Source organism: Pseudomonas sp. P8_241, assembly GCF_034008315.1.
Classification (GTDB): domain Bacteria; phylum Pseudomonadota; class Gammaproteobacteria; order Pseudomonadales; family Pseudomonadaceae; genus Aquipseudomonas.
Genome location: NZ_CP125377.1, coordinates 3229255 through 3241531, shown reverse-complemented (window position 1 = coordinate 3241531; position 12277 = coordinate 3229255). Strand labels below are relative to the sequence as shown.

The window sequence follows — 12277 nt, the reverse complement described above, 5'->3', positions numbered from 1 at the left end:
TGAAGTATGCGACAAACCGCTGATTTGGAAAGTGCGAATAACGACGTACAGAACCTGGAACGGCAATTTTAATCCTTGTTGTCGCGGTCACTCGGTGTCTAGACAGAACGTTGAACAGCTGACGTTCGGTATGTTTTAAAAGCCCTTTACATCGCGGGATAAAGAAGCGTCGGTGCGATTGACCACCAACGGGGCAATAACTGCTTGACCTTGCCTTCTCCAAACCGGTCGTCTATCAACATCACCACCCCTTGATCCTGCTGCGTCCGGATCACCCGACCTGCAGCCTGAACCACTTTTTGCACACCGGGATACAGGTAGGTGTAGTCGTATCCTGCACCAAAGATCGCCGCCATCCGATGCTTGAGCTGCTCATTGACCGGATTGAATTGTGCCAGACCAAGCGTTGCGATAAACGCGCCGATCAGCCTCGCGCCGGGTAAATCGATGCCTTCACCGAACGCGCCGCCAAGCACCGCGAAACCGACGCCCTGGCCATCGGCGCTGAACTGGTCGAGAAATTGTTGGCGTTGCTCTTCGGCCATCCCTCGGGACTGCGACCATGCCTTGATGTGTGGATGAGTTTGCGCCAACAACTGCGCCACTTGCTGCAAATAATCGAAACTACTGAAAAATGCGAGGTAATTACCGGGAAGTTCGGTGAATTGCCTGGCGATCAGTTCCACAATCGGCCCGAGGGATGACTCGCGGTGAACGAAGCGTGTGGAAATCTGGTTAACGATGTGCACTTTCAGTTGATCGGCGTGAAAGGGCGATTCCACATCGATGCATACCATGTCCGCTGGGGTCCCCAACAAATCCGCGTAATAGTGCCGGGGGCTGAGGGTCGCGGAAAACAGCACGGTACTGCGCGCAGCAGTCAGGCGTGGGCGGATGACGCCGGCGGGCACCACATTGCGCAGGCACAGCGTCGAAAGTGGGCGCTTGCGCTCGAGATCGCGCTTGCTGATATCGAACAGGAACTGCTCATCGAACAACTCGGCCACCCGGCCAAATTGCAGCATGTCGAAATAGAAACTTTGCAGGGCGCTGTCGAGCCCTTGGGGGTGATCGTTCAGATAGTCGCCAATGCTGGCGCTGCACGAGGACAATGCCTGCAGCAGTTTTTCCGGGGCCTTGTCATAAGCCTGATAGGTGCCGGTTTGCTGGTTATGCAGCGCATTCCATTCGCGATTGACCCGCTGCAACGGCTTTTTAAGCACTTCTGGCGCGTTTTTTCGGACGCCATTCAAGGTCCATTGATCAAGGCTGGCGCTGTACATCTGGCGGCCGCGCTCTACCAGGTTGTGGGCCTCGTCGACCAGTACCGCGACTTTCCAGTTATTGGCCTGCGCCAATCCGAACAGCAATGCGGTGAAATCGAAGTAGTAGTTGTAATCGGCAACCACGACGTCTGCCCAGCGTGCCATTTCCTGACTCAGGTAATACGGACAGACATCGTGCGCCAGGGCAATCTTGCGCAATCCATTGTGGTTCAACAGGCTCAATTGACTCGCCGCCTGACGCGCCGCCGGCAGACGATCATAAAACCCGCGGGCCAGTGGACAGGATTCGCCATGACAGGCTTTGTCCGGGTGTTCGCAGGCCTTGTCCCGGGCAACCATTTCCAGAACCCGTAACGGTGGTGCGCCGGCGCCTTCAAGGATGACCTGCGCCGCGTCCAGGGCCAATTTGCGTCCGGGAGTTTTCGCCGTGAGGAAGTACACCTTGTCCAGTTGCTGTGGCGCCAGGGCCTTGAGCATCGGAAACAGCGTGCCCACGGTTTTGCCGATCCCCGTCGGGGCCTGGGCCATCAGGCAGCGCCCGGTACTGACGGCCTTGTACACCGATTCAGCGAGGTGACGCTGCCCCGGTCGAAAGTCGGCATGGGGGAACGCCAATTGTTGCGCGGCCCGATTGCGTCCTTCGCGATGGATCATTTCCTGCTCGGCCCACTGCAGGAATCGCGCGCAATGCGCCTCGAAAAACTGTTGCAGCTCATCGGCACTACAGGCAGCGACCAGGCAGGTTTCCTTCTCGCTGACGACATCGAAGTACACCAGCGCCAGATTGATCTGTGGCAGATCGAGTTTGCGGCACATCAACCAGCCATAGATTTTTGCCTGGGCCCAATGCAGCTGGCGGTGGTTGTCCGGTTGTTTGCTCAAGTCGCCACGGTAAGTCTTGACCTCCTCGAGGCAGTTTTGCGCCGGGTCATAGCCGTCCGCCCTGCCCTTGACGGTCAATGTCTGAAAATATCCTTCCAGGGAGACTTCGCTTCGATAGCCTTCACTGCGACGTGACGCCACCGTGCGATGCCCGACAATGCCTTCCAGCGCCGTCGGTGAAGGGGTGAAACGCAGATCGAGGTCACCGGCCTTGGCGGTGAATTCACACAGTGCCCGTACCGCAATGCTGTAGTTCAAGCGCCTGGCTCCGACCATTGCACATAGCAGACGGCGATAGGCATCTGGTGTTCATGGCAAAACTCAAGCCAGCGAACCTGGTTGTCCTGCAATCGATCACCAGGCCCCTTGACCTCGATCATGCGGTAGGTCTTTTCCTGCGGCCAGAACTGAATCAGGTCCGGCATGCCGGCGCGGTTGGCTTTGATGTCCTGCAACAGGCGGTTGAACCAGTGCTTGAGGTGCTCGGCGGGCAAGCAGTCCAGAGCCTGATCGAGCAATTCTTCGCTGAGCACGCTCCAGAACACGAACGGTGACTGCACGCCCCACTTGCCGGTGTAGCGTTCGCGTATGGTCTGGCGGTAGCGCCCGTCGTCGAGTTCAGCGAGACATGCCTGGAACAGTTGCGCCCGGCGCTCATGGAAGTCTTCATTGAGCAGGTCCACGGGCCCGCGCTGGAACGGGTGGAAAAAAGCCCCCGGCAGCGGCGCGAAAATCGCCGGCCAGCACAGCAACCCGAACAATGAATTGATCAAGCTGTTTTCGACGTAATGCACCGGCGCCATTCCTTGCGACAAATGCGCCTGAACATGGAACTCCACCGACAACGCGGGCTCACTTCTGGGCAACTGCAGATCCAGGCGTTGCATTGGCCGAGGTGAGGCGCGTTTGATTGGCGGCCCACCGAGCTTGCGTCGTAATCGGGGCAGTACACGGAGCAATTGCTGGTGTTCGGCGGCACTTTCCGGCGCTTGCTCGGCCAGCGTCGCCTGTTCCAGGGCCAACTGGAACTCACCGCAGCGTTCCAACACCCGAATCAGCCGTGAACGCGCCCCGGGATAGCTGCACTTGCGGTACAGGTTGAGGGCCGTGGAGAAGTCCGCGATGCGTTCACAGTGTTGGGCCATCTGGAACAGCAGCTTGGCGCGTCGTCGTTGCAGCCATGGGTTGTCCAGCACCAAACCTGAAATCCGTTCAACCACTTCGTCCAGCGCTGCTCCTGACTCGAACTGTTGCTGATATTCGTGCAGCAGGACACAGGCATCCACGTCCGCGCGGTTACGCAGGCCCCTTGACTCGGCACAGAACTCGACTTTTTCGTAGATATAGACACCAAGGTCGGCGAGCACGAACTCTGACCAGTCCTGATAAAGATTGCCAAAAAACATCAAGCGCAGGCGATCGCACAGGCTCATGATGGTCAGGCTGAACAGGCGCTCCTCGAGTGTCGGGCACCAGTCGGTGAAACGTTGCGCCTGCGGGAACCGTTCGCTCAGTGCCGGCAGCCAATCGCTTTTCCTTCCTTTGGGCTGGTCGATGGCCATGCTGAAACACTGAAGGATCTCGGCCTTGAGTAGCACCTCGAACAGCGTTTCCATCGATAATGGCGTGTGTTCATCAACCCACCCCATTTCGAGCAATGGTTCGACCGCCGTAGCGATATCACCGATTTCGTCGTAATGCAGTTTGCTCGCCCTGAAGTGAATGCCCTTGCGCATCACCATTCTGACCAGCAGTGCACTCGTCTCACGGGGCAACCGTTTGAAGTCGCGAAGGAAGGACTGCTCCTCGACGCTCAGTACATCGGCGTAACGATGCTCAAGCCAATCAAGCACTTGCATGAAGTTATTGAGGTAATAGAAAGGATCATCAAGAGGATGTGCGGTCACGTTTGATCGGGCCCAAGGCTTACAAGTACTGGCTATCCATACAGATACCAGTTTCCCCCCGCCCGATGCAAACGGAAAAGGATCAATGGCAGCACAGTCCGCTATATTTTCAGGACGGTAGAACTTTCTGCCAATCCGCCGCACCAATCGCGATAGCGGTGCAGCGGATCGGACCGATCCCGCTGTTTCCTTAACGCATGCGAGGTGAACATGAACATCAAGACTCTGGGCTTGCCCTTGGCGGTAGCGGCTTTTCTGGCACTGGCCGGATGCTCGACACCCACCGTCGTGACCCTGCAGAACGGCACCCAGTATTTGACCAAGGACATCCCGAAAACCAAGACCAAGGACGGTTTTTACGAGTTCGAGGATATTTCCGGCGCGAACGTAAAAGTCCGGGCCGATGAAGTGGCCACGATTCGGCCGGAAGAATGAGGCTACGGGACGCAGGTGAAGCCCAAATGATAAAGCCATTTTTGGCCTCCCTCCTCGCCGCCACAGCGTGCGCGACAGTGAGCCTTTGTGCGGTAGCCGCCAAGCCTGCGCCCACCTTCAAGACCAGTTTCGACTGCGCCACGGCCCGATTACCCGTGGAAAAGCTTGTGTGCCAGGACGCTCGACTGGCACAGATGGATCTCGAACTGTCGCGCCTTTATCTCCTGGCGCTCACGGACCAACGTTCCGTACCGCCACCGGACAAGGTTGAGGTAGATCAGCGGTTCTGGATTGCTACCCGCAACCAGTGCGGTTTCGAGGCAGATCCCAAGGCTTGTACGATTCGCAGTTATGCCGAGCGGGCCCATAAACTGCGCCAGGGTTCGGCCATTGCGCGAACCAAGGACCCCAGCAGGCTAACCGAGGGTCCCCTGGCCTTCCGTTGCGCAGGTTTGAACGCACTCGTTGCAGCGACATTCTTTACGGTCCAACCGGGCGTGGTGTTTTTGGCATGGGCGAACAACTCGATCGCCCTTGCCCAGGCACCCGGCGACCCGGGTGGCCAGTTCACGGGGAAGGATGCCAGGGGCATTTACAGTTTCTGGCAGAACGGCAGCGACGTACTGTTGCAGATACCCGGCTCAAGGCCGATGAGTTGTACGGTCGAGCCCACGGGCTGATCGAATTTCAGCACCAGTAACAACGGGACGTCCTGTCCCTACAGACTGATATAGCGTTTCAGCTACCTGTGCGAATCTTGTTCCAAACCCGCGTACGAACCCGGTCGATATTCAGCGGCATCGCCTCAAGCGCAAACAACTTGCCCATCATTTCCGGACTTGGATACACCTTGGTGTCATTCTTGATCGCCGGGTCGATCAGGCTGTCCGCCTGTTCGTTGCCATTGGCGTAGTGCACGTAGTTGCTGACATCGGCCATGACGTCCGGGCGCAGCAGGTAGTTCATAAACGCGTACCCGGCCTTTTCGTCCGGTGCGTCAACCGGCATGGCGACCATGTCGAACCAGATCGCTGCGCCTTCCTTGGGAATCGCATAACCGATCTCGATGCCGTTTTTGGCTTCCTTGGCGCGGTTTTCCGCTTGCAGGATATCGCCGGAGAACCCGACCGCCACGCAAATGTCACCGTTGGCCAAGTCACTGGTGTACTTGGACGAATGGAAATAGCTGACATACGGCCGCACTTTCATCAGCAGGGCTTCAGCCTTTTTATAGTCTTCCGTTTTTTTGCTGTGATGTGGCAATCCCAGATAGTTCAGCGCGGCGGGCAGCAGTTCCGGGCCGTTGTCGAGGATCGCTACGCCACACTTCTGCAGTTTCTCCATGTTCTCGGGCTTGAAGATCAGGTCCCAGGAATCCACCGGTGCGTTGTCGCCCAGCACCGCTTTGACTTTGGCAATGTTGTAACCGATGCCGGTGCTGCCCCACAGGTACGGGAAGCCGTGCTCGTTACCCGGATCGTTGGCCTGCAACGCCTTGAGCAACACCGGGTTGAGGTTCTTCCAGTTCGGCAATTGGCTCTTGTCGAGTTTCTTCAGCGCCCCGCCTTCAATCTGTCGGGCCATGAAGTGGTTGGACGGGAACACAACGTCGTAACCGGATTTGCCGGTCATCAATTTGCCATCGAGGGTTTCGTTGCTGTCGTAGACGTCGTAGGTGAAGGCGATGCCGGTTTCTTTCTGGAAGTTTTTCGTGGTGTCTGGCGCGATGTAGTCCGACCAGTTGTAGATCTTGACGTTTTCGGCCGCTTGACTGATGGAGGCAGCCAGCATCAATGGGGCCAGTGTCAGTGTCTTTCGGATCATGAGTCGATTCCTGAAGGGGTTGTTGTTATTGGCAGGCAATCAAAAGATCAAAAAATCAAAAAATCAGGACGTAGGTCTTGCGCACGGTTTCCTGGATATCCCAGATGCCGAGGCTGTTGGCCGGCAACATCAGCGCGTCGCCTGCTTCGATAACCAGCGGCTCCCCGCCATCAGGGGTGAAGGTGCAGCGACCTTGAATGAAGTGGCAGAATTCCTGGGCGACGATCTGCCGCCGCCAGCGCCCCGGAGTGCATTCCCAGACGCCGGTTTCGACGCCGTCGTCGCGTTCGACGCTAGTGGTCGAGGCCACAGCCACGGGCGTGCCGAGCGGTACGGCGACGGGGTTCGATTCTTCCAGTTTCAGGGTGGCGGTGTTCTTGAATTGCGTGATGCTCATGGCAATACCTGTCGAGAAATTAAACCGTTTAGTGCATGAAGCCTTCCATGAAGCCCGCGACGCCGCTGGCCAGCTTGCGCCGCCACGGTGCGGTAGCCGGGTTGGCCAGGGTCTGGTCTTCGTGGACAAAGCTGCGGATGATCGCGTTGTAGCCGAGCCAGCGCACGGGCTCCGGCTCCCAGGTCCTGAGTGCGTCGAGACCACCCTCGGGGATGACCCACGGCTGACGAACCAGCTCGCTGTCCTGCTCGAGAATCAGGTCGGCCAGGGTGCGTCCACCGAGATTACTGGCCCCGACACCCTCCCCTCCATAACCACCGGACAAGGCGATGCCGTTGGCCCGGTCGCAAAGCATGTGCGGTTTGAAACGCCGGGACATACCGAGGTTACCGCCCCAGGCATGGGTGATCTGCACGTTCTTCAGTTGCGGGAACAATTCGCCGAACAGATAGCGGCGCAGTTCTTTTTCGTCGGTGCTCAGGTCAAAGTCGTGACGAAGCTTGCCAGCAAATTGATAGCCACCCCGGGCACCAAAAATCAAACGGTTGTCTGCCGTGCGCTGCCCATACGTCACCTGTCGACTGGCTTCGCTAAATGCCTGACCGCGGCTCAGGCCGATTTCGTCCCAAGTCGCGGCCGACAGCGGTTCAGTCGCGACGATCAGGCTCTGCACCGGCAACTGATAACGCCCCAGCGGCGGCAAAGTGACGGAGTAACCTTCGACCGCCGGCACTACCCAGCGACTGCGCACCGAGGCTTTTGCCGTGCGCAGGCTGCCTGACTGCCAATGGGTGACCGGGCTGTTTTCGTAGATCCTGACTCCCAGGCGTTCCACCGTTTGCGCCAGTCCGCGCACCAATTTGGCGGGGTGAAGGGTCGCGACGTGTGGTGCGTAGATACCGCCATAGGGTTTGGCGATCCGAATCTGTTGTGCCAGTTGCTCGGGGCTGAGCCAGCGGTAATCGCTTTCGTTGAGGCCCTGGCGATAAAGATCATCCAGGTAGTGGCGCAGGCTGACTTCCTGCTCGGGATAGCGAGCTGCGCAATACAGCGCACCACCTTTGCGATAGTCGCAGTCGATGCCTTCACGTTCGATGACAAGTTCTACTTCATCGGGAATGCTGTGCAACAAGTCGTAGGAAGCCCGGCGATCCTGCGGTGATAAACCGGCAAGCAGGCGATCCTCACCCAGCAAGTTTCCCATCAGCCAGCCGCCGTTGCGTCCTGACGCGCCGAACCCGGCGGTTTGCGCTTCAACGATGGCAATGCTCAGGCCTGGTGCCTGGCGCTTGAGATAGTACGCTGTCCAAAGACCGGTGTAGCCCGCGCCGATGATCGCGACGTCGACATCCAGATCCTGTTCCAGCGCCGGTCGCGCCAGCAAGGGCTCGTCGAGCTGGTCCATCCACAAACTGATAGTGCGCCACGCCGACATGCAAGACTCCGTCACCTGAAACTTCGATGGCGTTGATCCTAGTGCGTGGCTTCAGTCACTGTCTTGCGCGCGTGCACGCAAAGAAATTTGTTTCACGTAAGCCTTGGGTGACTGACCGGTGTGCTGACGAAAGCAGCTGTAAAACGCCGAGAGCGAATTGAAACCCGCCGCGAAGGCCAGGTCATCGATACGCAACGGCGGCGTTGCGGCATCCAGCGCCGCGAGCAAATGTTGCAAACGCGCCTGGTTGACGTAGCGGTAAAAGCTCTGGCCCAGCACCTGATTGAGCAGATAGGAAATCTGATTACGGCTGTAACCGCACTCCTTCGCCACCCGCTGCAGGTCGAGGTCTGGATCAAGATAGGGTTGCTGGCGCTGGAAATATTGCTGCAGATCGTCCGCCATGAAACTCAGTTGGCGCGGCGACAAGCCCAGTCGGCTGACGGCCGGACGCTGATTGCTGGTGTGCTTGCTGACCGGTTGTTCATGTACGAGAGAAGCGTACTCATTGACCCGCCAGATCAGCCCGTCCTTGACGGTGATCGCCTCGCTGGCGCGGAACGACACCAGCCCTTCACCGCCGCGCAAGGTAATTCGGTACTGAATGAAGGCGGTGTTGCCATCCAGCCGAATACGGTCGGAGTGCTCCAGCGCTTCGTCCGGGTCGCGTGGCATGCTGTTGCGTACGTATTCGCGCAAATCGCTCAGGCCCATGACGCGATTCTGAAAAAAGTCGTTGTACTGGATGTCAGGGTGATAGAGCGCCATGACACCGTCCAGGTCGCGGTGCTTCCAGCGCAAGTGGTAGCGCATGACCGTTTCGCCCGTCGCCTGGGTTTGCAGGGGGCCATCATCATCGGCGTGCATAAGGGTCTCAACGGAAAAAGTCGAGCTTGCCCAAGTTCCGCCACGGCTTCAACGACTAAACAGAGGTCTGTGGCTGCGTAGTGCCGTGATAGCGTGACCTGCATCAAAAAAATCGCAGCAATCGCCAAACGGCCTGAAAATTCCACATTTTTTTCACACACCGGTGCTACTTTAAAAGACTGTCACTGGTTGAACCAATGAAGGTTCTTCCCCCCTGGCATGGGCTAAAGGAAGCGCTCGATGAGGAAGGTGGGCAACACATGAATAAAGGGTTCAGTAAGGTCACGTTTCCAAACGCCTGTCAGCTGATGCGCTGGCATTTTCATCCCATGGGATTCGAGGCGAACATGGATGCGCCGGGCAGCATGATTGCCCGACTGTTTGACCGAGCCACTGGCGAGACCATGATCGCCATTGCCGGAATTCCTTGCGCGACAGTCATGAATGCCGCGGACGTGGAGCGAATAATTGAAGCGGTGGAGGACGAACTCGAAGCGTTCATTCCTCCGCAGGCGCTTAGGAGCTATGCCTGAGGACTGACTTTTCAATAAAAAACCCACTTGATGTGGGTTTTTTATTATCCCGCGCAAGGATCGCAGCCTTCGGCAGCTCCTACGCGGATTGTACCTACCCCCCCGTAGGAGCTGCCGAAGGCTGCGATCTTTAGCGGTTCACCCCGACACCTTGCCCTGCCGATGATCGGCAAAATACGCCTTGCCCTTTCCAACCCGGTCAGACGCCTTGGGCATGTTGGCGGCCTGATTGTCCTGTGAATCGACGTACCAATAACAATGACTGACTGCCCGGGTAATACCAACGTAGGCCAGTCGCAGGATTTCGTCCTTTTGGGCGTTGTCGTATGCTTCACTGTCGCCAGCCTTCCCCAGACCCGCCATGCGGTAAACCTGATTTTTGTAGGGCGAACTGGTCAGGTGCTGGCAATCGCCGAGCAGAAACACCGCGTCGGCCTGAAGGCCCTTGGCGCTGTGGTAGGTCAACTGCTTCAACCTTCGAGACTCAAAGGGCAAGCTAGAATCCACATTAACTACAGGCTGAATATGCTGTTCTATCAATGACTTATCGCTACTTTTTCGATAAAGCATTAAGATTGAATCTCCCTTCCTGTAGTGCTCCATCAGACGCTGAGCCATGCCTTGGTCATCCCGATCAAGCACATTCACCGGCAGCAGCGCCTTGGGCTCGCCACTGGCCTTGGCCTTTTTCCCGGCAATCGCGGGCGCTGCACGAACAATATGCTCGGCGGCATCGATGATGTGCTGGTGACTGCGGTAGTTATCACTGAGCATCACCTTGGTGGTACTCGGCGACGGGAACTCCTTGTTGAACTCCATGAAATACGTCGGAGAACTGCCGCGCCAACCGTAGATGGATTGCCAGTCATCCCCCACGCACAACAACGACGAGCGCTGGGCACCCCGACCGACATGCATCGCCGGCCCACGACGACGGATCTCCGCCAGGCTCGCCCTGATCCAGGAGACGATTTGTGGCGATACGTCCTGAAATTCGTCGATCATCAAGTGTGACAATGGTCTAAGCAGTTCATCGCTCAAAAGCTTGAGGTTTTCCGGGGAGTGCTCGCTGAACAACGCGAACATGCGGTTGTACGTCATGACAGGCGGTTTCTGATCAAGCAAATGATCTTCCAGTGCCCTCCAGTAGAGACTCAAGGCTTCGAAGAAAAACCGGTCAGGATCGTCTTTGGCAAAGCTCATCTGCCCCACTGCAGCGGGCACGTCCAGTCCCAGGTTTTCGATAAACCCGGCGGCGGCGACGAAACAGTCCAGCAAGGGTGCAGATGCTAGCTCGCCCTTGACCTTGTAATCGAAGCCCGGCCCTGCACTGGCGTCACCAGCCAGTGAAGCTAAAAGACGGTCAGATGATTCGTAACTATCAAGCCATATCAATGGCTTACGACAGAAAGCTTGAAATAGGGTTCGCTTGACTGCCCATTCTGCGCGCACTGTCAGCTTGGCATTTGGGCGCGTGACCTGGGGATTTTCCCGCGGATCGAAACCCAGTACCACCCAGACATCCAGTGACGGAATGTAACCGTGACAATGAAATTTCGCGCCGTTGATCTCGAACGATTGGCGGTTGGGCTCGATGCCTTTGATTGGCCACGCGCCAGCACGCAACCACAAATCTTCGACGACATCGCACAGTTCTTCATCACGCCTGGCAGCCAACTCCGTGACGCCAATCCGCTTTTGCACATCCGGGTGATCACGCTCCAGCTCTTTGAGCTGCAACGCATGGCGGGACATCGGTTTGATCAGCTCGCGAAAACGCTCGTCCCTGCTATGTAGACGGTGATAACAGGCATTGAGCTGCTGGCGCTGAGCGTCATTGATACGCAGGTCGAACGGATTGCTGTCGACCTCTTCATCACTAATTTGGGTTCGAACGCTGAGGTTCTCGAAGGCTTGCAGCCGCTCGAAGCCCGGCAAGCTTCTTACCATCGGCAGAATCCGCGAGTGGAAAGTGCGCACCAGATCACGCGCTTCCTTGAAGCTGATCGCCCGCTCCCAGAGCGCAAACAGTTCGATCAGCTTATTGATGAAGTCCTTGCGCGACTCTCGGGTGAACGTCACGACCGTCATCGAACTCAGCTCAAAGCCCAGGTAATGGGTCAGGAGCAATATACGCAGTACCAGCGTGGTCGATTTGCCCGCGCCGGCACCGGCGATGACCGAGGTGGACGGTGTATCGCTGAAGATCATCTTCCACTGCGCAGCGCTGGGTTGTGCGTGTGACGCGAGCAGGCGCGCGACATCGGCTTTCATGCGTTTCTTCAGTTCGGCGCTCAATGGCAGGCGCCAATCGTCGAACAACAGGTCATCGACATTGGGCGCACGATGCTCGGTGCTGCGCGAGTCTCGGATCAGCAGGACTTGTCGACCCTCCTCCAGACCTTCGAGCCGGCCTTCCTTGTAGCCGTAATCCACACCAGCGCTGTGACCACTGCGGAAGCCGTCGGCCTGACCGTGCAACCACGATGCGCGGTGCTGGGCATGCAAGCGCGTGAGACTGTAACCGAAGAAACGGGCCAGCATGCGCTTGATCAGCGGCATCTCGCCCAGGGGACGAAGTTCAGGAGGAAGATCGGAGGTGTGTTGCGGCACGCGGACTGACTCCAGGGTGTGAGGCTGTTGGGCGCTATGGTGTCTGCATTTGCCGTTGAGTTCTAGTGAAATGCTTATAGCTCATTGGCTTATGCGAT

At 57.5% G+C, this 12277-nt stretch carries 10 protein-coding genes; 3 read left to right on the top strand and 7 right to left on the bottom strand.

Annotation, left to right across the window (positions count from 1 at the left end):
- Positions 1-146 precede the first annotated feature (146 nt).
- Complete coding sequence (locus QMK58_RS14870; RefSeq protein WP_320394895.1) at positions 147-2426, bottom strand: ATP-dependent DNA helicase; 2280 nt, start codon at positions 2424-2426, stop codon at positions 147-149.
- The gene (locus tag QMK58_RS14865; RefSeq protein ID WP_320394894.1) at positions 2423-4075 is read right to left on the bottom strand and encodes a VRR-NUC domain-containing protein; all 1653 of its coding nucleotides are present in this window, start codon (positions 4073-4075) and stop codon (positions 2423-2425) included. Before QMK58_RS14865 ends, QMK58_RS14870 begins: the two co-directional genes overlap by 4 nt.
- A gap of 210 nt (positions 4076-4285) precedes the next feature.
- Here QMK58_RS14865 and QMK58_RS14860 point away from each other — a divergent pair, with 210 nt between their 5' ends.
- Together QMK58_RS14860 and QMK58_RS14855 are read left to right on the top strand one after the other, a co-directional pair.
- Complete coding sequence (locus QMK58_RS14860; protein WP_053160162.1) at positions 4286-4510, top strand: YgdI/YgdR family lipoprotein; 225 nt, start codon at positions 4286-4288, stop codon at positions 4508-4510.
- 26 nt (positions 4511-4536) lie between these two features.
- A complete protein-coding gene (locus QMK58_RS14855; protein ID WP_053160159.1) occupies positions 4537-5190 on the top strand; it encodes a hypothetical protein in 654 nt (217 codons plus the stop codon).
- Positions 5191-5248: 58 nt separating this feature from the next.
- Here QMK58_RS14855 and QMK58_RS14850 read toward each other — a convergent pair whose 3' ends face one another.
- Genes QMK58_RS14850 through QMK58_RS14835 form a run of 4 tightly spaced genes read right to left on the bottom strand, consistent with a single transcriptional unit; the run spans position 5249 to position 9033 of the window.
- Complete coding sequence (locus QMK58_RS14850) at positions 5249-6334, bottom strand: polyamine ABC transporter substrate-binding protein (protein WP_320394893.1); 1086 nt, start codon at positions 6332-6334, stop codon at positions 5249-5251.
- A gap of 55 nt (positions 6335-6389) precedes the next feature.
- Positions 6390-6731 (bottom strand): cupin domain-containing protein, encoded by a 342-nt coding sequence (locus QMK58_RS14845; protein ID WP_053160156.1) that lies wholly within the window; start codon positions 6729-6731, stop codon positions 6390-6392.
- A gap of 28 nt (positions 6732-6759) precedes the next feature.
- Positions 6760-8166 carry an NAD(P)/FAD-dependent oxidoreductase gene (locus QMK58_RS14840; protein WP_053160153.1) on the bottom strand — a complete coding sequence of 469 codons (1407 nt, stop codon included), beginning with the start codon at positions 8164-8166 and terminating at the stop codon, positions 6760-6762.
- 51 nt (positions 8167-8217) lie between these two features.
- Positions 8218-9033 (bottom strand): helix-turn-helix transcriptional regulator, encoded by an 816-nt coding sequence (locus QMK58_RS14835; RefSeq protein WP_053160152.1) that lies wholly within the window; start codon positions 9031-9033, stop codon positions 8218-8220.
- A gap of 260 nt (positions 9034-9293) precedes the next feature.
- On the opposite strand from QMK58_RS14835, the gene QMK58_RS14830 reads away from it, so the two are divergent.
- Positions 9294-9566, top strand: coding sequence for a DUF1652 domain-containing protein (locus QMK58_RS14830; RefSeq protein WP_053160419.1), 273 nt, complete (start codon positions 9294-9296; stop codon positions 9564-9566).
- Between the two features lie 138 nt (positions 9567-9704).
- Here QMK58_RS14830 and QMK58_RS14825 read toward each other — a convergent pair whose 3' ends face one another.
- Complete coding sequence (locus tag QMK58_RS14825) at positions 9705-12179, bottom strand: UvrD-helicase domain-containing protein (protein ID WP_053160150.1); 2475 nt, start codon at positions 12177-12179, stop codon at positions 9705-9707.
- Positions 12180-12277: the final 98 nt, after the last annotated feature.